23 protein-coding genes and 2 pseudogenes are annotated in these 20,363 nt (G+C 44.2%); 8 read left to right on the top strand and 17 right to left on the bottom strand.

What is annotated here, in order from left to right:
• The first annotated feature begins 7 nt into the window (after positions 1-7).
• Positions 8-1,339: an arsenic transporter gene (locus tag CXL14_RS05950; RefSeq protein WP_021494843.1), complete on the top strand. Its 1,332-nt coding sequence runs from the start codon at positions 8-10 to the stop codon at positions 1,337-1,339.
• Between the two features lie 48 nt (positions 1,340-1,387).
• On the opposite strand, the gene CXL14_RS05945 is transcribed toward CXL14_RS05950, so the two are convergent.
• The 3 genes from CXL14_RS05945 to CXL14_RS05935 all read right to left on the bottom strand — a co-directional run bounded on the left by CXL14_RS05945 (position 1,388) and on the right by CXL14_RS05935 (position 4,214).
• Positions 1,388-2,062 carry a hypothetical protein gene (locus CXL14_RS05945; RefSeq protein ID WP_007407530.1) on the bottom strand — a complete coding sequence of 225 codons (675 nt, stop codon included), beginning with the start codon at positions 2,060-2,062 and terminating at the stop codon, positions 1,388-1,390.
• A 41-nt stretch (positions 2,063-2,103) separates the two neighbouring features.
• Positions 2,104-2,997, bottom strand: a complete 894-nt coding sequence (locus CXL14_RS05940; protein WP_101287730.1) for a spore coat protein — start codon at positions 2,995-2,997, stop codon at positions 2,104-2,106.
• A gap of 122 nt (positions 2,998-3,119) precedes the next feature.
• Positions 3,120-4,214, bottom strand: a complete 1,095-nt coding sequence (locus CXL14_RS05935; protein WP_015240725.1) for a CotH kinase family protein — start codon at positions 4,212-4,214, stop codon at positions 3,120-3,122.
• A gap of 140 nt (positions 4,215-4,354) precedes the next feature.
• Between CXL14_RS05935 and cotG the strand changes: the two genes are divergently transcribed.
• The 3 genes from cotG (at position 4,355) to CXL14_RS05920 (ending at position 6,207) form a co-directional block, all read left to right on the top strand.
• Positions 4,355-4,921 (top strand): CotG/ExsB N-terminal domain-containing protein, encoded by a 567-nt coding sequence (gene cotG / locus CXL14_RS05930; RefSeq protein ID WP_029972849.1) that lies wholly within the window; start codon positions 4,355-4,357, stop codon positions 4,919-4,921.
• 156 nt (positions 4,922-5,077) lie between these two features.
• Positions 5,078-5,698, top strand: coding sequence for a flavin reductase family protein (locus CXL14_RS05925; protein ID WP_053574035.1), 621 nt, complete (start codon positions 5,078-5,080; stop codon positions 5,696-5,698).
• A gap of 164 nt (positions 5,699-5,862) precedes the next feature.
• The gene (locus CXL14_RS05920) at positions 5,863-6,207 is read left to right on the top strand and encodes a DUF4181 domain-containing protein (protein WP_088056396.1); all 345 of its coding nucleotides are present in this window, start codon (positions 5,863-5,865) and stop codon (positions 6,205-6,207) included.
• Between the two features lie 11 nt (positions 6,208-6,218).
• On the opposite strand, the gene ggt is transcribed toward CXL14_RS05920, so the two are convergent.
• Positions 6,219-7,796, bottom strand: a complete 1,578-nt coding sequence (gene ggt, locus CXL14_RS05915) for a gamma-glutamyltransferase (protein ID WP_088056395.1) — start codon at positions 7,794-7,796, stop codon at positions 6,219-6,221.
• A 207-nt stretch (positions 7,797-8,003) separates the two neighbouring features.
• On the opposite strand from ggt, the gene CXL14_RS05910 reads away from it, so the two are divergent.
• From CXL14_RS05910 to chrA, 3 genes are read left to right on the top strand one after another with little or no spacing between them, the layout of a single operon-like run.
• A complete protein-coding gene (locus CXL14_RS05910) occupies positions 8,004-8,480 on the top strand; it encodes a chromate efflux transcriptional regulator ChrS (protein WP_007407537.1) in 477 nt (158 codons plus the stop codon).
• Between the two features lie 13 nt (positions 8,481-8,493).
• On the top strand, positions 8,494-9,084 hold the full coding sequence (gene chrB / locus CXL14_RS05905; RefSeq protein WP_014419054.1) for a chromate efflux transporter subunit ChrB: 591 nt from the start codon (positions 8,494-8,496) through the stop codon (positions 9,082-9,084).
• Positions 9,081-9,617 carry a chromate resistance efflux protein ChrA gene (gene chrA / locus CXL14_RS05900; protein ID WP_014419055.1) on the top strand — a complete coding sequence of 179 codons (537 nt, stop codon included), beginning with the start codon at positions 9,081-9,083 and terminating at the stop codon, positions 9,615-9,617. The genes chrB and chrA overlap by 4 nt, the downstream gene beginning before the upstream one ends.
• A gap of 26 nt (positions 9,618-9,643) precedes the next feature.
• Here chrA and CXL14_RS05895 read toward each other — a convergent pair whose 3' ends face one another.
• Together CXL14_RS05895 and CXL14_RS05890 are read right to left on the bottom strand one after the other, a co-directional pair.
• Positions 9,644-9,862: a hypothetical protein gene (locus CXL14_RS05895; protein ID WP_014419056.1), complete on the bottom strand. Its 219-nt coding sequence runs from the start codon at positions 9,860-9,862 to the stop codon at positions 9,644-9,646.
• Entirely contained in the window at positions 9,859-10,404 is a 546-nt protein-coding gene (locus CXL14_RS05890) for a flavodoxin family protein (protein ID WP_007614245.1), read from the bottom strand. Before CXL14_RS05890 ends, CXL14_RS05895 begins: the two co-directional genes overlap by 4 nt.
• A gap of 122 nt (positions 10,405-10,526) precedes the next feature.
• Between CXL14_RS05890 and CXL14_RS05885 the strand changes: the two genes are divergently transcribed.
• Entirely contained in the window at positions 10,527-11,408 is an 882-nt protein-coding gene (locus tag CXL14_RS05885; RefSeq protein WP_014419057.1) for a LysR family transcriptional regulator, read from the top strand.
• Positions 11,409-11,494: 86 nt separating this feature from the next.
• On the opposite strand, the gene CXL14_RS05880 is transcribed toward CXL14_RS05885, so the two are convergent.
• The 11 genes and pseudogenes from CXL14_RS05880 to CXL14_RS05830 all read right to left on the bottom strand — a co-directional run bounded on the left by CXL14_RS05880 (position 11,495) and on the right by CXL14_RS05830 (position 20,217).
• Positions 11,495-12,211 carry an endonuclease V gene (locus CXL14_RS05880; RefSeq protein WP_014419058.1) on the bottom strand — a complete coding sequence of 239 codons (717 nt, stop codon included), beginning with the start codon at positions 12,209-12,211 and terminating at the stop codon, positions 11,495-11,497.
• 40 nt (positions 12,212-12,251) lie between these two features.
• The gene (locus CXL14_RS05875) at positions 12,252-12,752 is read right to left on the bottom strand and encodes a hypothetical protein (RefSeq protein ID WP_032863848.1); all 501 of its coding nucleotides are present in this window, start codon (positions 12,750-12,752) and stop codon (positions 12,252-12,254) included.
• Between the two features lie 191 nt (positions 12,753-12,943).
• Positions 12,944-13,384, bottom strand: coding sequence for an SMI1/KNR4 family protein (locus CXL14_RS05870; RefSeq protein ID WP_014419060.1), 441 nt, complete (start codon positions 13,382-13,384; stop codon positions 12,944-12,946).
• Between the two features lie 421 nt (positions 13,385-13,805).
• Positions 13,806-14,271: pseudogene (locus CXL14_RS05865) on the bottom strand (DUF6985 domain-containing protein).
• 1 nt (position 14,272) lies between these two features.
• Positions 14,273-14,817 (bottom strand): annotated as a pseudogene (locus CXL14_RS05860) (HNH endonuclease); the annotation flags it as partial.
• A gap of 160 nt (positions 14,818-14,977) precedes the next feature.
• Positions 14,978-15,283, bottom strand: a complete 306-nt coding sequence (locus tag CXL14_RS05855) for a hypothetical protein (protein WP_012118628.1) — start codon at positions 15,281-15,283, stop codon at positions 14,978-14,980.
• A 16-nt stretch (positions 15,284-15,299) separates the two neighbouring features.
• The gene (locus tag CXL14_RS05850; RefSeq protein WP_014419064.1) at positions 15,300-17,045 is read right to left on the bottom strand and encodes a ribonuclease YeeF family protein; all 1,746 of its coding nucleotides are present in this window, start codon (positions 17,043-17,045) and stop codon (positions 15,300-15,302) included.
• Positions 17,046-17,064: 19 nt separating this feature from the next.
• A complete protein-coding gene (locus tag CXL14_RS05845; RefSeq protein WP_007614257.1) occupies positions 17,065-17,325 on the bottom strand; it encodes a YwqI/YxiC family protein in 261 nt (86 codons plus the stop codon).
• Complete coding sequence (locus CXL14_RS05840; protein WP_014419065.1) at positions 17,325-17,759, bottom strand: coiled-coil domain-containing protein; 435 nt, start codon at positions 17,757-17,759, stop codon at positions 17,325-17,327. The genes CXL14_RS05845 and CXL14_RS05840 overlap by 1 nt, the downstream gene beginning before the upstream one ends.
• Positions 17,760-18,039: 280 nt before the next feature.
• Positions 18,040-18,828 carry a YwqG family protein gene (locus CXL14_RS05835; protein ID WP_014419066.1) on the bottom strand — a complete coding sequence of 263 codons (789 nt, stop codon included), beginning with the start codon at positions 18,826-18,828 and terminating at the stop codon, positions 18,040-18,042.
• Positions 18,829-18,891: 63 nt separating this feature from the next.
• Positions 18,892-20,217 carry a UDP-glucose dehydrogenase family protein gene (locus CXL14_RS05830; protein ID WP_014419067.1) on the bottom strand — a complete coding sequence of 442 codons (1,326 nt, stop codon included), beginning with the start codon at positions 20,215-20,217 and terminating at the stop codon, positions 18,892-18,894.
• Positions 20,218-20,363 lie beyond the last annotated feature (146 nt).

The raw sequence follows: 20,363 nt of genomic DNA, 5'->3' as shown, positions 1-20,363 counted from the left end.
CGTCATTTTGACCCTGATTTCTTTCTTTGTGACCATTATTTTTATATTTTGGAGACCCGGGGGATTAAATGAAGCCGTTCCGGCGTCGCTGGGCGCCATTCTCGTTTTGTTATGCGGAACCGTTTCCTTTCATGATTTGGGGGATATAGGGTCAAAAGTCACCGGAGCATCAATCACCATTATCTCCACAATGATTATGGCAATCGCGCTGGAAAGCTTCGGTTTTTTTAACTGGGCGGCGGCCAAACTGCTTCACCGCGCCAAGGGATCGGGCATCCGGCTTTTTTGGCTGACCAACCTGCTCTGTTTTTCAATGACGCTCTTTCTGAATAATGACGGCAGCGTCTTAATCACCACTCCTATTTTACTATTGGTCTTACAATATCTCGGACTTAAAAGACATCAGAAAACACCGTATTTAATAAGCGGCGTATTAATTGCGACGGCGGCAAGCACCCCGATCGGCGTCAGTAATATCGTCAATTTAATTTCTCTCAAAATGATAGGCATGGACCTTTATTTGTACACCAATATGATGTTTATCCCCGGCACGCTGGGACTGGTGTTTATGGCATTGCTGCTGTTTGCCGTTTTTTACCGCCGTTTGCCGAAACAGCTCCCCGATATTCCGGTTCATTTTGATTCGCTGGAACACAAACGATATCACCCGCTTCAGCCTCCGCCAGACCCGACCCAAAACAGCCGTACGAACATCATGTTTTGTGTTTTGGCATTTGTATTGTTCGTCCGGATCAGTCTGTTTGCAGCTTCTTACAACGGCATATCCGTTTCGCTCGTGGCTGTCATCAGTTCAGTCATCCTGCTTGGCTGGAGATGGTTTTATTTAAAAATCGGACCGGCAGACTTATTAAGGAAAGCGCCTTGGCATATCTTTATTTTTGCCTTCACGATGTACATTATCATCTACGGACTGCATAATATCGGACTGACGGCGCTGCTTGTTCAGTCTATTGAACCTTATGTCTCACAAAGCATTGCCCACGCTGCATCTATTATGGGCATTGCTACATCCGTCCTCTCTAATTTGTTCAATAACCATCCCGCCTTAATGATCAGCACTTTGACATTAACTGAAATGTCCATCGACCCATTAACCGTAAAAATCATTTATCTGGCTAATATTATCGGCAGTGATATCGGATCATTGCTTCTGCCGATCGGGACATTAGCCACGCTGATCTGGATGCATATCATCAGACAGCATGGCGAAAAAGTTTCTTGGTCAGAATATATCAAAACGACCATTATCGTTGTCCCTCTCACCGTCGTGTTTACCATTACCGTTTTATATGTTTGGATCAGTTGGATTTACCTTTAGCTCCCATGAAAAAAACTGCCTGCTGTATAAGAGAGGCAGTTTTATCATTTATGGCAGGTGCATGGTCTTTAAATGATTCAATTTCCAAAAAACAGTATCGCCGTCTGCATTGGTCAATTCAAGAATATTATCTGAGACATCCTGCAACAGCCCCACTTTATTCGGTATATCTCCTAAATCCAGAATAATCAGCTTCCCGATATACCTTTTTAATTGCTCCTCAAAATTCCGGACAAGGGGCACATTAGCGGGAACAACCGGCAGCTCTGAACTGTTTAATGTATACGGCGTCTGCTCATCGGAATAGGGTGTCAGCCATTTCAAATGATGCATCGAGATGAAAAGAGTCTTATAAACCGGAGAGAAGAAAACAAAATAATCATTTAAAACACTTGTCACATACCCATGAATGGAACGGTCTCCCGTAACAAATATTTCTGTAAATCTGCCTTTTATATGCTGGAGGGTATTCCGGTAAGAAAATGAATGTTCCTGTTTTTCGGGATGCGGACTTTTTTTTCTTGCGTACGGTTCTTTATTCTCTTCGTCCGGGAGCGTCAATGTCATCCGCTGAAGATGCAGCAGCGGAATATAAAGAAACGTCCGGCCGTCATGAATCACAATGATATCCTGACCGATATCCAAAAGAGTTCCTGAAAATGTCGTATTCCCCGATATCTCAATATCGACTTGTTTATCCAGAAATCTGCTTAATCCAGCCATTTCATTCCCCCCTCTCCCGCGTTTACGGACAATCTTTCCAATCATTTACGGCCGCGTTTCCACCGGTAATCTATTGTCCTTAATACAGTGGCGTAGCTATAAGAGGTCTCTTCCTCCCGTTTTGAGGATCGAACGGATCTTGATGATCTTTTCGACTTTTTAGAGGAAGTACGCTTCTCTTCGCGTGATTCTTCTTCATGCGGCTTTTCTTCTTCGGCGCTCTCTTTCTCACCTTTATTCTCGTCGTCTTTATTCTCCTCTTTTTTAGCAGCTCCTTTTGCCCCTTCGCTGATGCTCTTGATATGAAAAGGATAGATCCGCAGCACTTCTTTATCTTTCACAAGAGTGTAGTGGCCGTCGGAATTATCCACAAGTATACCTTCAACGGCTTCAGGACCTCCGCGGTTGATGGATACCCATTTGTGGATCAGGCGTTTAAATATGCCGTGAAAATCATCAGCCATTTCAAATTCCGGGCGCTCCTCCTCTTGGCCGTCCTCTTCTTGTTCCGCGCTGATGCTTTTGACATGGTCGGCGTTAAAATATACAATTCCGTCATCTTCCGTTTCCAGCACGAGAAAATCATCCCCTGTTTCGTGAAGCTTTCCTCTTTTCGACTCCGGACCTCCCTGATTCAATTGCACCGTGCGATTGGTCATCCGGCTGATCAGGTCTTGAAAATCATCAGCTTTTTCACATTCTGCCGCTTCGGCCGGCGATACGGTTTCACTCGTATTTTCCGTCACACTTTTCACGTGTTTCCATTGATAATAAACGATTTTATTATCAACCTGAAGAGCGATATAATCCGATTGAATGTCTGCTAATCTCCCTGTCTTGGACTCCGGGCCTCCCCGGTAGACAGTAATTACTTTTCCTTCCATCGCATGCAAAAAGTTGTCATCAGACCGCTGCCGCTTCGTATTGCGTTTCATCTATTGTCCTCCTAGTCATTTTTCTCATAATGTAAAAAGCATAATGCATATATACGTATCACGATTATTTTCGGGAACTGATTCACCAGCCTATTTGTAAAAAATCTTTCTTCATTTCCAAATCAGATATTCCACCGCTCTAACTCACTGCTGATGAAGGCGGACCGCTCCTTAATGTACTCGCAAATCACTTCAGGCTCCCGGTCAAAGCAATCAATCTCCTCTTTCTTATATGGATCCTTCGCGACATGCGGCCTGATCTGCTCATACAGTGACATGACCTTCGGTTTCATATGTTCAATGGTAAACCGGGTCTGAAGCGTCTCTTCCAAAAGCCGTTTGTACGCTTTGCGGAAATACGGTTCATCCAGAAGCCTTGCAGTCAAGGTATTAAACCCTTGTATTCTGACATAATCGGCCTCCATCCGATCACCGTGAATGTCTCTTCCCCATGTCGCATCGTAATCCCACGGAATGACTTCAAAAAGTCCCGTTTCATGATTCCGGTACAAAGCGTAATTATGAACAAATCCATCGTAGTTTGAGGTAAACACGATGCCCGCAAGCCACCGCAAATACTTATCGGCGTCCAAGTGTTTGACGATCTCCCCCTTGAACTCTGACTTCGGCACGGTATTAATTTTATAGATCATATCCTGCAAGTATAAATCGTCTTCTTTCGTTCCCGTTTTCTTTTCATAACCAAGTTCGAGCGATGTTTTCGTATCCCGCTCCAGATCACTGACGAGGGAGAAATTGGCGTCGTCATCCACCGCGTAAAAAACAGCGCCGTCCGCCAAATTCCGTTTCGCCAGAAAATATTCATCCACTGACTCCAGCTCAAGATACACCCCCTCATGTCTGCCATTGATTTGCAAGGTTACGAAATTCGCCTTTGGTGACAGCGTCCCAAGCTCCGCAAAGAAATCGAGAGACAGCTTATTCCGCATCATCGACGGATCTTTGTATTCAGCGTTTAAATGTATCTCTTTCGCCCTGCGAAATGTTTTCGGCGAATAAAAAGCGATATGATACGATTTTTTCTTAAAATCTCTTATATGAGAGCCGCGGTACGCCAGATCAATGTCAAGCCGTTTTTGATTCACTCTCAGCACCGCGGGCACCGGATCATCATCCCAAATGTCTTTTTTCAGCTCCATTAAGTCTTTCGGGTGAATAAACAGCTGGTATAGAGGCAATGTTGATTGGTCTTTCATCAGTAACCCTCCCTGTATTAATTTAGGCTGTGCTTTTTATATAAAACTCAGCGAATCACACATACACTTTTTTCATCCATGCGTACTATGTGGTAGTAAGGATCGCATCCTTAAAACATATATCATGAGGAGGTTTCAAAATGGGCCACTATTCCCATTCTGATATCGAAGAAGCAGTAAAGTCCGCAAGCACCGAGGGATTGGAAGATTATTTGTACCAAGAACCAAAAAGCAGTAAGAAGAGAAAATCTCGCAGCCATAAAAAATCTCGTTCTCACAAAAAATCTCGCAGTCATAAAAAGTCCCGTTCTCACAAAAAATCTCGCAGTCATAAAAAATCGTGCCGCTCTCACAAAAGATCTCGCAGCCATAAAAAATCCCGTTCTCACAAAAAATCTCGCAGCCATAAAAAGTCCCGTTCTCACAAAAAATCCCGCAGCCGTAAAAAATCATGCCGGTCTCACAAAAAATCTCGCAGCCATAAAAAATCCCGCTCTCACAAAAAATCCCGCAGCCGTAAAAAATCATGCCGGTCTCACAAAAAATCTCGCAGCCACAAAAAATCATGCCGCCGCAAGAAAAAACGCACGCAGAAAAAACCTTATCGTCCTCATAAAAAAGACCCTTGCAAAAAAGACGATTACTGCAGCAAAACAGAGTACTGGAAAGACGGGAACATCTGGGTTGTAAAGAAAAACTACAAGTAACACCATTCGTAAATAGGCTGCCGGCTAAACGGAAGCCTTTTTCCTCAATCAGATATATGCCACGTGATAAGATATGCAGCCGGTTTTCTTTTGTTGTGTTTCCGAATTTTCTTTCTGTATAATCAGGTCATACGATAAAGAAAGGCGGCCGAAATCATGCATATCTTACGAGCAGACGAACTGAACGCAAAAGACACTTACAAATTGCTTTCGGGCACAGTCATTCCCCGGCCGATCGCATTTGTCACTACGCGGTCATCCATCAACGGCGCCGTAAACGCGGCGCCCTTCAGTTTCTATAACGTTGTCTCCGCAGAACCGCCGCTTCTGGCCATCTCAGTCAGCCGCGCGGACGGTCGGCAGAAAGACACCGCGAGAAACGCACTCGCTCATCGGGAATTCGTGGTGCACGTCAGTGATGAGTCCATTATTGAAGACATTAACAAAACGGCGGCAAGGCTTGATCCTGATGTTAGTGAACTTGGCATGACAGACCTTTCTGTGACAGACAGCGCTTGCATCAGCGTTCCCGGTATAAAAGAAGCAAAGGTCAGGTTTGAATGTATACTCGAACGCCATCTTCCGTTCCAAAATGACAGCGGAGAAACGACGACAGACCTCATCATCGGCAGAGTCGTTTGTTTTCATTTGAATGACCAAGTATATGACGCCGATAAAGGCTACATACGGACAGATGAGCTGAAGCCTGCGGCAAGGCTCGCGGGGAATGAATACGCCAGACTCGGGAAGACATATACGCTTGTCCGCCCGACCTGAAACAGGAACCATTATAATAGAAGAAACTAGTCAAAAAGACCCCTTTCGAAAGGGGTCTTTTTGAGTCTTTTACCATGTAACTCAACCTAATGTCTTGTAGAATGCTGAAACTTACAAGGTCCTCACCCGTATGAAACGAGTGGCACATTTTTAGGAGGCAGACGATGGATTTCATTCAGTTACTGATTTTTTCAGCCGTATTTATTTTGCTCAGCCTTATGTTTCAAGTATTTGCCGTCAAAGTTCTCAATTTGCCAAAGCCTGTTAAAAAGCAGAAGCCGATAAACGGCACACATCGATTAATCGAAATCACACTTCTTATTACGGGCATCGCAGCGGTGAATTTTTTCAATGAAATGTACGTATTTGCGGGAGTTGTTTTCATGCTATTTTGCTGCAGCGGCTTAATGGAATGGCGGCACCGGCGGGAGGAAAAGCAATATGTGTACGATTCGTTTTACACGGGTCTTTCTGCCGCGCTTGGCGTGCTTATTTTTTTCATCAGTTAGCGTATCATGCTCTATACTCCTGCGGCCGCTCCGTCGCCGCGCGGGTCGGCCCCGCCTTGGAGAAAGCCTTCTTCATCAATGACGATCGCTGCCGCGTGGCCCATAAGCCCGTTGAAATCACCAACGGTCTCGACGCGGTGGCCGCTCTGCCTTAGGGCTTCTCTTGTTTCAGGGCTGATTCTGCTTTCAACCCTCAGCCCTTCATACTCCTCTCCCCATGTCCGTCCCCAGACCCAGCGCGGCTCATTGATCGCCTGCTGGGGGTTCATTTTGTAATCAATGATGCGCGTAATCATCGCTGTCTGAGTTTGCGGCTGGCCTTCTCCTCCCTGGGTTCCGTACAGGATGTGCGGTCTTCCTTCTTTACAGGCCATCGCCGGCATGAGGGTGTGGAACGTCCGCTTGCCGGGTTCAAGTGTATTGACATGGGATTCGTCCAGCGAAAAAAATGACCCGCGGTTTTGCAGCAGAATGCCCGTCTCCCCCGCTGTAACGGCAGATCCGAACTCGAAATAGAGGCTCTGAATAAAGGAAACGGCATTTCCTTCCGCATCGGCAACGGCGGCATAAGCAGTGTCGCTTCCGACCGGCCGGCTTACCGCCGGCGCAGCCACGTTACCGATTTCTTCCGCAAGCTGCTTTGCATACCGTTTATCAAGCAGCCGATCCAGCGGAATATGAGAAAATGCCGGATCAGTCAGCACTTCATTCCGGTGCTGAAAACTCTTCTTCAGCGCCTCGATCAGCAGATGATAATAGTCAAAGGAACCGTGTTCGATCTGAGAAAAATCATAGTTTTCCAATATATTGAGCGTCATTAAGCCTGTAAAGCCCTGTGAATTCGGCGGAGCCTGATAGATTTTGCACCCGCGGTAATCGGAGGATACCGGGTTCGTCCACTCGCCGCGGTGGGCTTTAAAGTCATCAAGTGTCAGACGGCCGCCGTTGTTTTGCAGAAAGGATGTGATGCGTTGAGCGAGGTCTCCTTCATAAAAAGCGCTTCTGCCTTTCTCGGCAAGCTGCTCCAAGCTGGCCGCCAGATCCTTCTGGACAAACCGTTCACCGGGCATGGGCGCTTTTTTGTTTCTCGTAAAAATGGCCGAGGTGTAAGGCGTCGAGGCTAAAAGAGCGAGATTGCGTTCTGTGTGGGCGCACTGGTCGGCGGACACCGGAAATCCGTTTGCCGCATAATCAAGAGCTGGCTTCAGCACCTCAGCGAGCGAAAGACGCCCGTACGCCGAAAGCACGGCATCCCAGCTGTCCGCCATTCCCGGAACGGTAATGGCGCTTTCTGTCCCGCGCAGAGGGATCGCTTCTCTGCCCCGATACAAGTCTCTCGTCACATGCTTCCCTGAACGGCCGCTCCCGTTATAAGCTTTGATTCGTCCCGTTTCTTTATGGTAAGTGAGCCAAAATGAATCCCCGCCAAGACCCGTCATATGCGGATACACGACTGCCAGACAGGCGCTGACCGCCACTGCCGCGTCAAACGCGTTTCCGCCCTTTTCCAGAATGCCGGCCCCCGCCTGAGAAGCGAGATAATGCGGACTGACGACCATTTGTTTCGTTCCGATGGTTGAAGTATTCATGGCAAGCCCCTTTACAAATTTTCTCAAGTATAAAAAGCGGCTTCGGGGCCATCCACATTCCTGAAAGAAAATCTTACACACTATTTACTTTTCGATAAGAAATAATTCTAAGTTATTACGTATCGAAAACAATAAAAAAATTCTCCCTTCATACCGTAATGTTTCATGATACAATAATGTCTACCAAATGAAGGAAGGTGAAGCGGGTTGGAACATGAATACAGCATTCCGAATCTTGTCCTTGATGAAACGGATAAACAGATTCTTTCGATTTTGCACGAGGAAGGGAGGATTTCCTATACAGACGTAGGAAAGCGGGTTAACCTGTCGCGAGTGGCGGTTCAGCACCGCATTCAGCATTTACTGGATGCCGGTGTGATTGAAAAATTCACCGCTGTCATCAACCCGGCGAAAATCGGCCGTCACGTGTCCGTGTTTTTTAATGTGGAGGTGGAGCCGCAGTATTTGGAGGAAACCGCATTAAAGCTTGAAAAGGAGCCGGCCGTGACAAGCCTTTATCACATGACCGGACCGAGCAAGCTGCATATGCACGGCATTTTCGCAAATGATCAGGAGATGGAAGAGTTTTTGACAAAACGGCTCTATACGCAAAAAGGCGTCGTCAGCGTCGACTGCCAAATGCTGATTAAACGGTATAAAAGCAGAACGGGCATGAAGCTGTAAGGAGGACATAGCCATGAAACATCCCTATTGGGACATTACGGCGGCGATGGTCCGAACGGGCATTCTCGGATTCGGGGGCGGCCCGTCGGTGATCCCGCTCATCCGCCATGAAGCCGTCAATAAATACAAATGGATAGATGATGATGAATTCGGAGAAATATTAGCGATCGCTAATGCGCTTCCCGGACCGATTGCCACAAAAGTGGCTGCGTATCTGGGCTTTAAGCTGAAAGGCACGTTAGGCGCAATCGCGGCAACCCTCGCACATATTCTGCCTACATGTCTTGCGATGGCAGGCTTGTTTGCGGCTGTCAATGTCTTAAGCCACTCAGCAATTGTTGCCGGCATGATTGGCGCCGTAACACCGGTGATCGCCGTCATGCTCGGCATCATGGCGTACGAGTTTGGCCAAAAAGCGCTTAAAGGATTCGGCTGGGTCACGGGCATCCTGTTTTTTATCATCGCTTTTATCGGCCTGCAAACGTTACAGATCAATCCCGGCTTTGTCATTATCATTTTCTTGGCGTACGGCGCGTTTCATTTTAAATTAAAGGACAAAATCACAAATAAACGTTCAAAAGATAAAGGAATGTCGGCCTCATGATCATGATTTATATATTTATGGCGTTTTTTGTCGCAAACGTACTCGGATATGGAGGCGGACCGGCGTCGATCCCGCTGATGTTTGAAGAAGTCGTCAACAGATACAGCTGGCTCTCAAACGATCAATTTTCAAATATGCTCGCACTTGCGAACGCATTGCCGGGCCCGATCGCAACCAAAATCGCGGCGTATGTCGGTTACAGCGCAGGCGGGTGGCCCGGGTTCCTGATTGCGCTGATCGCCACTGTCGTACCGTCGGCGCTCGCATTGATCGTCCTCTTGCGCATCATTCAGCGCTTCCGCCAATCCCCCGTCATCAAAGGTATGACGCTGTCCGTCCAGCCTGTCATCGCCGTCATGATGCTCATTCTTACCTGGCAAATCGGCGCAGACGGCATCAAAGCGATCGGCTGGGTTCAAGCGATAGTGATTGCGGGGATTTCCCTCCTTGCCTTGACAAAATTCAAGATGCATCCGGCCTTCCTGATTATCGCGGCGTTTTTGTATGGAGGTCTTGTGATTCCTCATTTATAAAGAAAAGCACCTGGACAGGTGCTTTTTTATTTTGGCCCAGAAATACCATTTGATATGACAACTGTTTCTTCGCCTGCATCACTCTTGATGATTTGCTTGACTTGCAGCGTTGCGCCTGCCATTCTCACAAATTGCTGAACCTGAGGCGAATTGGTTTCAGCCTGTACCCAAACAGAAGTCGGCGCTTTCCAAGCTAAAAAGAGTGCGAGAATCAACATACCAGAGATAACCAGCAGCAGCTTCATAGAGCATCACTTCTTTTCAATAAGCTGCTCGCAGCGGACAGCGCCTGATGATCATGAAGAATATCACCGGGACGATTGCCTTCTCCCAGCACATAGCCTTTAAAGGACATCCCCATAAAATGAAAAATATGTTCAAATTGCTGAATCAGCGGCAGCCCTTTTAGTTTAGGATTGTCTCCTCCCACTGCTGTTACATATGCCTGCTTCGCTGACATTTGCTGTTTAAAATCAGGAAATCTCGGATCTCTCAGCGTCTGTGACCAGCGATCAATAAACAGCTTTAATGTCCCTGACATGCCAAACCAATAAATTGGGGTGGCGAATACAAGAATATCGCACGGCAATATCCGCTCAATGATAGAATCGCAGTCATCTTGAACAGGACGAAAGCCGCCTTGGGCGTGACGCAGATCTTCAATTGGCTGGAGCCGATATTTCCGCAAATGAATGTGCTCCGCATCGAATCCTTGAACAGCCTTCTCCGCAAGAATATCCGTATTTCCGCCAGACCTCGTTCCGCCATGAATAACCGCAATTTTCATGATGCATCTGCTCCTTTGTTTACGAATGATTTTCTTCATCATATAATGGATTCATCAATCAATACAGATGATTATTTCGATTATTCCAATCGGTAAAACCGATTTAGAAAGGACGAGAACATATGGAATTGAAGCAGCTGATCACCTTTATTACCGCAGCAGAACATGTAAACTTCACCCTAACCGCCAAGATGCTTAATTATGCACAATCAAGCGTTACCTCTCAGATCAAATCACTTGAAGAAGAAATCGGGACTCCTTTATTTGAACGGCTCGGCAAGCGGCTCATCCTGACAGAAGCCGGCAAAACATTCAAATCCTATGCGGAGAAGATCATTGCGTTAACAGAAGAAGCAAAAATGGCCGCAAATCAAGTAAGAGAAACAACCGGAACCTTGAAAATCGGCGCGACGGAAAGCCAGTGCACATACCGCCTTCCGCCTATCATAAAAGAATTCAAACAGGCTTTTCCTCAAGTAAAGCTCATATTCAAACCGTATGTTTCCAACGAACAAGCGAAAGAACAGCTCTTACAGGGCCAGCTTGATATCACTTTCATTTTGGATGTGAATCGGACGGAAGACGCACTGCACGTTGAATCTTTGATTCAGGATGAGATCAAAATGGTAGCCGCCAATGACCATCCTTTTCCAGCAGACTCACCAGCAACATTGAAGGATCTTCAAAACGAAACCCTTCTGCTGACAGAGGACGGCTGTTCATACCGCACGCTCTTTGAGAACACTTTACATGACGCCGGAGTCTACCCTAACAAATTAGAATTCGTCAGCATAGAAGCCATCAAACAATGCTTGATGGCCGGACTTGGAATTGGACTATTGCCTGAAATGACAGTAAAAGACGATATTGCCGAAGGACGGATGAAAGAACTCAGCTGGCAGAATGAATGCCCCGTTTTTACTCAACTAGCATGGCATAAGGACAAGTGGATGTCTGCGCCATTAAAGGCTTTTATCGATTTGACGCGAAAAACATTCAAATAAAAATCTATCTGCAAGGACGACAAAGTTTTTAATAAAGCAGACACCAGGCATACAAAAAAACACTTGGTGGCTTAGAGCCCCAAGTGTTACACGTGATTTTTCCGATAAAACGTTCGCAAAACATGCGTTTCAAGGTCAGCCAGACGGACAGGGATCGGCAGCCTGCTTTCTCGATTGATCATTTTCATTGTGATCTGATAGCTGCTTTCTAAATCAATGTTATGTCCGCAAGACAAAAAGATAGGCTTCACGTCCCGCTGCGTTCGCAGCGCCCGTCCATATACCTCGCCATCAATGATAATATCGGTGTATGCGCCGACTTCATTTTCAGGCGTCACGAAATCGCAGCCTTTGATTTTGAGATAGGTTTTCGCTATCCCAATCGTCGGCTTACCCAGAAAAAAAGCCGCATGGGTGGCAACGCCCATATGATTGTAATGCAGATACCCGTTGCCATCAAACAAAAACACATCCGGCTCCGCCTCCAGCTTTTTCGCCGCCTCGATGATCAAAGGCAGCTCGCGAAACGCAAGAAAACCGGAAACATACGGCACGCCGATTTTCCCCATGCTGTGCACTTTTTCAATCACTTCTTTTGTATCAGCGTCAATCACGATGATACTGCATACGCCGTACGGTTCCCCGTCCTGCTCCCAATAAGCGAGGTCGACGCCTGCGCAGGTGTTGACGGAGTCTGGATGGATGACGGGGGATAGGTTGATTTTATGTATTAGGGATTGTTGTGTTCGAACAAAATCCGATTCATCTTTTAGATCAAAATCGTGAATTTGATGTATTTTCATTTCACTTGTTTTCCTCGTTTTCATTTCTAAAATCGTCTTTTCAATTCAAGTTCTTCATTTCGATATACAACGCAATAAAACTTCCATAAGGATAATCTCCATCCCAGCCACATGGAAAATAGCCCGCTTTATAAATTTTGAAAAGTTTTCCAAAAAAATTGTCTGTTTTCCCGTTTACTGCTCTATTTATTGCACAATTATTTAGATCTGCTACGATCTCTTCAAGAAAAGTATTAAATTCAGTCGTAGCACTTCTGACATTTTCCGAAAAAATTTTCAGAAGCATGTCTAGGTTTTGTGGTTTTTGATCATCGTTTAATTCATAAAATTTTCCCCATACCTCACTCATCTCGTTTTCTTTTATATCTTTCCACGCATATTCATCTTCACCAATTACATCTTCGTAAGCATAGTACTTAGCTTTTTCTTCATCATTAATAATTTTAGTAAAATAAGAGATATCATGTGATGCAACTGCTTTAAAGGTTTTGGAAAAATCAATAACTTCTTTTACCTGATTATGATAATGTCCGTATTTCATTACTTTATACACCTTTCCTAAGTACAACCGTAGGGTTACCAACTCTCCGGTAACCGGAACGCAGCCTAAAGCCAAATAAATTATTCGGAATTCACAAAACAGAAAACAACAATTCACCTATGAAAAAACCTTGAAAGGCTTCAGCAGCCATCAAGTTTAATTAATTCTTCTAGCCATTCCCTCTTATAAGTCTAATCCTCAATTAAATCAAGATAATATTTATCATTTTTCATAAGCTCTATTAAAAACTCTTCTAATGAATCTGCAATTTTTATATCATCGTAATATATTGAATTGTTTTGTTCATTGCCTAATGCAATTAACAATAAAGCACTTTCATTTTCTTCAAAAAAAATCAATTTATCTTCTTCAAGTTCCTCATAAACTTCTATATCTGGATAAAACTCAAAGTCATTAACTTTTAATCTTGCATCTCTAATTGAAGCAGGTCCAAGAATGCGATTAATATTATATTCTGATTTTTTCAGAAAGCCGTAACCAACCTCTAGAAGAAACTGTCTCAAATCATAAGGTAACCTTAAACCTAACTTATTTTCTACTTCTAAGATTTCATTCTCACTTACTTGATAAAATGTATTTTCTTTGTAAGTTTTAATAAAATCATATTTCACAATTATTTACCTCCTTTGAGTGGAGAGTTTTTCTCCTGTGACGGGTTCATAGCCCAACAGACATTTAAGTCATCTTAAACAGAAAATAACAATTCATTTGTAAAAAAACCTTGAAAGGCTTCACTAGCCAATCAAGGTCAATTAATTCTTCTAACTATCCCATTTTTAAGTACCATTAAATTTATAAGTTTTTGGTAACAGTATGACACCTTTTATATGTCGTGACAACTACTACGTTAAAACTTGCGAGTTTGTACGAGTTTGTTAGTTTCATATACATTCCATGTGTTTATATCCACCACCCAGTATAAAAAGTGATCTCGCCTAAGCTCGTACTTCGTTTTCTATTCTATCATTGCACACAGTACTCCATGATGGTACAACCATCATGGAGTTTTCACTTTACTTTTAGCAGCCTATTTTAAATTGCAACATCCTGATAACCTACTTCAATTATTTTTTCATTTAATAGACGAAGCCCTAATCCATTTTCTGTATCCCATGAACAGTTAAATATAATTCCAATATCTCGTCCTTCAAAAATATCCGCATATGGAACAACAATTCCATCTAAAGTTATCATTTCTAGTATTTGATCAGGTGTTTCAATTAATGGATAATTTTATGTAATTCAATATCATAACCCAGTTCATGTCGCTTCTGTTTGTAATAGTCTAATACTGATTGCAATAAATTTGGCTGTAAATCCTCCCAATTCTGCATTAATGTTTGATATGCCATATACTGTTCTTCATCAAACTCTCCATCTTCTTCACCGTCTATCATCAAAGAGATCTCAGATTCTTTTCCAAAAAATGAATAATGGTATCCTTAACCCAACCATACTCATATTCAAGTTCACCAAAAATTGGATCGTTTATAGCCATTTTATATCTCCTCTTTTTGTTTATTAGCAAACCCTCCAGGTTTAAAAGCTCCTGCGTTTATTTCTCCTACACCACCAAGGTGTCCGAATTCACTATTTATTTTTGTTGGCACAAGTTGCATTGTTTTAACATCATTTAATTCATGCCATGTTAATTTATTTTTTTCTCGATATTTTTTTATATCTCTTGCACTAATTTTACCAGATTCCATCCAAATTGACTTGCTAACTCAGGTGAGCCATTAATTTGGTCAGCTAATTTTTGATCTGATTGAACAAAATTAGCTCGTCTGGCTTTCCCCCCATAAGTTCCTTTTCCTCCAAGCATATAGTTGATTTCAACTTGTGCTTTTGCTATTGGTGAAAAATCAGGTACTCCATTTTTATATTGAATACCTTTTATACCAGCCTCATCTAATATGCTTTTCAATTTAGGGTCTGGAGGTTTAAGCGTACTTAAAGATTCTCCCCTAATTCCTTCAAATTCAATCTTTGGATTGATCTGTGCAGGTGTTTGATTAATCCTTGATTCATACGATAGGGCATACATTTTAAAGTTATTTGTACGCACTCTATAATTTGGTAAAACATCATATAAGGCTTATAAGGATCACCTCTACTCTCTAAATAGAAAACAGTTTATTCGGCACTCACCCCCACTAAAAAAGCCTTAAAAGAAAATAAAAATCTTTTAAGGCTTTTCATTACTAGAGGTTATTGATTTTGTCTTTATAAACTTTTAAAATTGTTGTGTTTAAATCACTGATTTCTGAGAAATGCCATTCAAACGTCGTTAGAATTCTATGAAGTTCAAATAACATTTTCTCTATTTCATCACCATCGTTCTTATCCAATGAACCAAAATTGTTTAATATAATATCTAAATCTCTAGTTAACACCCTAAAATCCTCAAGGTTCTCGTACTGTTCATCTAAATCTTCTTTATTTACAATATTAATACTTGAATTAAGTTTATCTAGTATGTCCAATATTCCTTCTAACTTTTTATCCATATAAATTCCTCCACTATTATTTCCACCCCTTAACTACTCGTCCAAGTGCTTTCTTAGTCTTGTCAGGGTTTAAAGTACCATCTAAATTCAATACGTATTTCACATTTCCCGTCTTATCTATTACTTCTAAATGGTCTTTGTGTAATGCGTCAAGATAAACTCCATAACCCTTTTTCAGATATTGGTTATCAGTTTTCTTTTCCACCTTATATATTGATTGTCCATCGTACTTTACTTTTGATTTTGATAAGGAATTACTTATTTTTTTTCCAAATTCCATATCAAAAAACTCATTCATATTTGAAACAGGTTTAACAATACCCTTAATACCTTTACCACTACTAGCCATCTTCACAATTCCAAGATCCTTCACAGCCGTCTTTTCCACATCTACACGAACTGTCGGAATTCCGAACGTGAAGCCATCCGGAGTTACAGGGCGTTCTGCATACACGCGGACGTTGGTTGGGACTTTGAATTGTTTAACTTTTTCTAGTGTCTTGTTAGCTTTTTGAACTTTTGAATGGGTTGCAAGCGGTATGCCTTTGTTTACATGCTTCGCCAATGCACCGGCTCCAACCATACTCAGCGCAGCTTCCAGCGCCCCTTGCTTCCGCTTCTCCTCAGACACTTTGTTTCCGAACATATCTCTGCCTGTGACGGCTTCTGTGAATCCGTTTGAGGCAACAAGGCCGTATGCGCCCATTTCTGTCATTTTGAGAATGTCTAAGGATTTTCCGGTTTTATAGGCATCTAAAGCATGTTCTGCGGCAATGACGGTTTTTCCGGTTTTGTAAATGGCTTTTCCGCCTTTGAAAGCGCGGCCCGCCCAGCCGACGACCGGTATGAATCCGGCGGCGGCCATCGCTCCTGCTGTGACGCGTTCTGCGGTGGAGAGTTTTTCGCCGGTCACCGGATCAACGCCTTCGGCTGCTCTTTTATAATCATAATAGCCGGTGACTTCGCCGGTAAAGTTGCAGATGCCGTCCCATGTTTTTTCGTACCATGGTTTATTGGCTTCTTCTTCAGCCTTTTCCTGAAGCCGTCTTGCTTCGGCCTGCTGGGCTTTTGCGTCAATATAGTCCGTTCCCTGTTTTTCTGTCGCCATGACGCTTTTGTAGATTTCATTGCTGTGGAAAGCTTTTTTGTCATAGTACATAGGGGATGCGCTTTTCCCGTTGCTGGTGGCCTGCATGAGAACGGAATATTTGCTGAGCACTGCGTTGTCCAGAGATTCTAAGTTTTGATATTCAGCGGTCAGGGATTCATCAAGCGTATCGACTGCCGTGATCGTGTCGCGTCTGGTTTTCTGGGCATCGCCCATTTTATCAGCGTAATCATCCAGCGTATATGTGTCGAGATGAATAATATCGCTGATGCCTGACAAAATTGAATCGATTTCTGCTTTATGAGCGGAGACAATCTCTGAAGCTTTCAAATCCGCATTGGGCAGCTCATGCTCCAAAAATGAAGTCTCCACATATGTATCGCTGAGTTCTTGATCTTTAATGTCACCTGAAATGCCATTTAAAAACGCAATTTGAGCAGAGACAAGCGTCAGCCAGCTGTCGGCGATTTCCGCTTGTCCCTGAAAAAAATCTTTTATATTGTCTGCGCCTTTCCCTTTCAAAGCATCACCCAGATCGGCCACGCCTTGAAAGGCTTGTTTGAGCGCCCGCAGCTGCTCTTCAAGGGCTTCGTATTGTTTCTTTCTCTTATCTGCTTCGTCCGTTAACGATTGTGATTCAAACACTTTGCTCATCGGCAAGTCCTTTCTTTCGTTATTTTACGGCGATCGCCTCGTCCTGTTCTTTCAAAGAATCTACGTTGTCTTTAACGTCCGCGATATTCTTATGAACGGCCTGCTTGTATTCGCTGATCATCGATACAAGCTTTGCCTCGCGGGATTGGTACTTGGAGGTATAGTCGAGCTTGTTTTTTCCGTTTGAACCGGCGTTCCCGATCGAAACGGCCTCCAAAGCGCTGCTGACGGATTCAAGCTGCTTCATGACGGCTCCGTATTTGAGTTTTATTTCTGCCATTAAAACCAACTCCAGCTTCTTTTGATTGATTGTATTTTTTCTCCGACCGTGTCAAGGGCTTCTTCTCCCAGCGTCAGCAGGTGCTCTGCCTCTCTCGCGATGCTTCTGGCGGCAAGGAGCCCTCCTTTTTCAATTTCAAGCTGTGTCATCTTTAAGCCGATTCGGTAAATATAACCGTCGTATTTGTCTGTGACGATTCTGTATGCTTCTGTATGGGCCTGGTCGCGCCGGTCATCAAATTCTTCAGCAAAAGTGCCGGTCCAATGATGGTCCAGGTGCGGCTTGAGGATGTCTCTGATTTCAGATACGCCCTCTTCCTGCAGAGATTCTATCTCTCTTTTCGCTTCTTTTAATTTATCAATTTGGTGTTCAACCTCGCCCAGTTTATGGCTGATCGTGCTGTTAATATGGCTTAATGTGCTTGAATGGCTCATCTGTTTTCACCTCGTCTTACGCAAAAAGTCGTACAAAAAGCACAGACTTTTCCATACTATATTTCCATATATTATATTTTAAAATAGACAGAAAGCAGCTTAAATAGGTTAAATGACTTATTTTCAGCAGCCGAGATGCTCATCATTAACGCCAAAAGACTCACATAAACGGCATATCCATTCATTGATCTCCTCTATGTATCCATGATAAATTCCCTAAAAAAAAGGAGACAGTGATGAACCGTCTCCTTTGCCTTGTATCATGATTATCATACTGTCGTTAACTGCAGTCCCAGTTGTACAAAACGTTTGAGAAATCTTTTTTCTTCAAATCTTCCGGTCTGATAAAGAAATTTGCGATTCCCACATCTCCCCACATCGAATCAATGTCATCATCTGAATCAATTTGCAAAAGCAGAATCGTATGGTTTTGATGGGAGTAAGACCGCGGATCTTCCTGGGTGAAGGACGCATAGCCGCCGATTTTATGGCCGAATGCGTTCGCCGTATATTCGTCATACACCTCATCGTCAAACTGCTCGAAATAGTCAAAGGCATCCATCCCGGCATACCGCCCGAATTGAAAATCAGACGGGAGCACCCATTCAGCAGACAGCTCAGGGGTGATCAGCGCTTCGGATTGAATCGGAAAATCGTACTCCTCTTCAACCTGAACGAAAGAAAAATCATCCATGAGCTCCGCTACTTCTGCTGTCACATGTTCAAAATATTTGACGCAGAAACCCGTTTGCGCGCACCCGTCGTCAAAATTCAAACCGTATACGTCATCACTGACCGATATGTAAAACTGAAGAATGCCGGTGTCCGGAAAATCAGGGAGTCCGGGCATATCCGCAAAATTGATTTGAGCGAGAAGCTTCATCGGCCTGCCGCTTTCATCTTTAGGATATGGTTCATGTTTCGGAAAATAGGGGTCTCCGGCCATTTTACTGTCATACCGGCCCGTTTCAGCTTTTTTGACGTGCAGTTTGATAAAAGGCCGTGCTGACGTTTCCAGCAGACCGCGGGATGATTCCATTTGCTTCGGCAATTTCCATGTTTTTTCCACGATAAATATCCCCTTCGTCTCTAATGATTGTATGATAAAAGGCCGGCGCGGTCCGCCGGCCTTTCAAGTGACAGAATCAGTCTGAGGCACGACGGCTCTTCTTCCGATTGAAATATATTCCACGCCCGCCTGTTCCGCTTCCTCAAGCGAGTGGCAGTTTCTCCCGTCGAAAATAACCGGGGTTTCCATCAGCTCTTTGTACGCTTCAAGCGGAAAATGTTTAATTTGTTCCCAATCTGTCAGAATCAGGACGGCATCCGCTCCCCTGACGGCTTCTTCTATGGACTCCCGATAGGAAACCGCAGCCGGAAGCAGTCCGGAAGCCCGGAATGAAGCGATCGGATCGTACGCTGTCATCCGGGCGTCAAGAGCCGCCAGACGATCCGCAATGACAATGGACGGCGCATCCCGCATATCATCTGTATTCGGCTTAAAAGACAGCCCTAATAACGCGATGGTCTTCCCCGTCACTCCGCCGAGCCTGTTCAGCACTTTATCAACCAGCATGGACTGCTGGTTATTGTTGACTTTAATGACGGACTTCAGCAATTCAAAATCATGCTCCACATGTCCCGCAATCTGCACGAGGGCGTTTGTATCCTTCGGAAAACAGGAACCGCCGTAACCGATGCCGGCTCTTAAGAATTGATTGCCAATCCGTTTATCCAATCCCATTCCGTGTGCGACTGATTCCACGTCCGCACCGACTTTTTCACATATATGAGAAATTTCATTAATAAAACTGATTTTTGCCGCTAAAAATGCGTTTGACGCATATTTGATCATCTCAGCGCTTCTGATGTCCGTATGATATACCGGAATCGCAAGCGGCGCGAAAACCCGGTCAAGCGTTTCCCGCGTCTGCCGGTCTTCAGCCCCGATCACGATGCGGTCGCCGTGAAAGGTATCGTGAATCGCTGAACCTTCACGGAGAAATTCCGGATTCGAGGCGATTGAAATGTTCACGTCCGCTTTCAGCCGTGAATGAATAACTTCTCTGATCCTGTCATTCGTTCCCACAGGAACCGTGCTTTTTGTCACGACAATCGCATCTTTAGAAATATGTTCGGCAATCCGTTCGGCGACATTTTCAATATAAGTAAGGTTTGCGTGCCCGTCTTCTTTTTGCGGCGTTCCGACCGCTATAAAAATAACGTCCGCTTCCGCAAGCCCTTTTTCGTAGCTCGTTTCAAATGCCAGCCGATGCCGGCCGATATTTCGTTTCATCATATCTTCAAGGCCCGGTTCAAAGATAGGGGACAATCCCTTTCTCATCTGCTCAACCTTACGTTCGTCAATATCTATGCATGTTACGTCATGGCCGATTTCTGAAAGAGACACTCCTGTCACAAGACCGACGTAGCCTGTTCCGATCACTGTTATTTTCATCGTGTTCCCCCAACCGTTTAGAAATTGCTGCTGGGCAGCTTACCGTTATTATCATATGATCCCGGCGCCGGCGGAATGCCGGAAGCCTGAGGTCATGATAGGAAAAAACGGCGCCGGCCGCTGATAATAGCATAAGCATAAAAGAA

The sequence above is a fragment of the Bacillus sp. SJ-10 genome, from assembly GCF_002843505.1.
GTDB classification, from domain to species: domain Bacteria; phylum Bacillota; class Bacilli; order Bacillales; family Bacillaceae; genus Bacillus; species Bacillus velezensis.
This window is presented reverse-complemented; position numbering and strand designations above follow the sequence as displayed.

Coding starts and splice junctions, on each gene's coding strand:
- ggt (WP_088056395.1), bottom strand. CDS start 7,796: ATGAATACTTCAACCATCGGAACGAAACAAATGGTCGTCAGTCCGCAT.
- CXL14_RS05895 (WP_014419056.1), bottom strand. CDS start 9,862: ATGAAGCTGCTGCTGGTTATCTCTGGTATGTTGATTCTCGCACTCTTT.
- CXL14_RS05920 (WP_088056396.1), top strand. CDS start 5,863: ATGGATTTCATTCAGTTACTGATTTTTTCAGCCGTATTTATTTTGCTC.
- cotG (WP_029972849.1), top strand. CDS start 4,355: ATGGGCCACTATTCCCATTCTGATATCGAAGAAGCAGTAAAGTCCGCA.
- CXL14_RS05855 (WP_012118628.1), bottom strand. CDS start 15,283: ATGGATAAAAAGTTAGAAGGAATATTGGACATACTAGATAAACTTAAT.
- CXL14_RS05875 (WP_032863848.1), bottom strand. CDS start 12,752: ATGAAATACGGACATTATCATAATCAGGTAAAAGAAGTTATTGATTTT.
- CXL14_RS05830 (WP_014419067.1), bottom strand. CDS start 20,217: ATGAAAATAACAGTGATCGGAACAGGCTACGTCGGTCTTGTGACAGGA.
- CXL14_RS05845 (WP_007614257.1), bottom strand. CDS start 17,325: ATGGCAGAAATAAAACTCAAATACGGAGCCGTCATGAAGCAGCTTGAA.
- CXL14_RS05935 (WP_015240725.1), bottom strand. CDS start 4,214: ATGAAAGACCAATCAACATTGCCTCTATACCAGCTGTTTATTCACCCG.
- CXL14_RS05925 (WP_053574035.1), top strand. CDS start 5,078: ATGCATATCTTACGAGCAGACGAACTGAACGCAAAAGACACTTACAAA.
- chrB (WP_014419054.1), top strand. CDS start 8,494: ATGAAACATCCCTATTGGGACATTACGGCGGCGATGGTCCGAACGGGC.
- CXL14_RS05885 (WP_014419057.1), top strand. CDS start 10,527: ATGGAATTGAAGCAGCTGATCACCTTTATTACCGCAGCAGAACATGTA.
- CXL14_RS05945 (WP_007407530.1), bottom strand. CDS start 2,062: ATGGCTGGATTAAGCAGATTTCTGGATAAACAAGTCGATATTGAGATA.
- CXL14_RS05890 (WP_007614245.1), bottom strand. CDS start 10,404: ATGAAAATTGCGGTTATTCATGGCGGAACGAGGTCTGGCGGAAATACG.
- CXL14_RS05840 (WP_014419065.1), bottom strand. CDS start 17,759: ATGAGCCATTCAAGCACATTAAGCCATATTAACAGCACGATCAGCCAT.
- CXL14_RS05940 (WP_101287730.1), bottom strand. CDS start 2,997: ATGAAACGCAATACGAAGCGGCAGCGGTCTGATGACAACTTTTTGCAT.
- chrA (WP_014419055.1), top strand. CDS start 9,081: ATGATCATGATTTATATATTTATGGCGTTTTTTGTCGCAAACGTACTC.
- CXL14_RS05850 (WP_014419064.1), bottom strand. CDS start 17,045: ATGAGCAAAGTGTTTGAATCACAATCGTTAACGGACGAAGCAGATAAG.
- CXL14_RS05880 (WP_014419058.1), bottom strand. CDS start 12,211: ATGAAAATACATCAAATTCACGATTTTGATCTAAAAGATGAATCGGAT.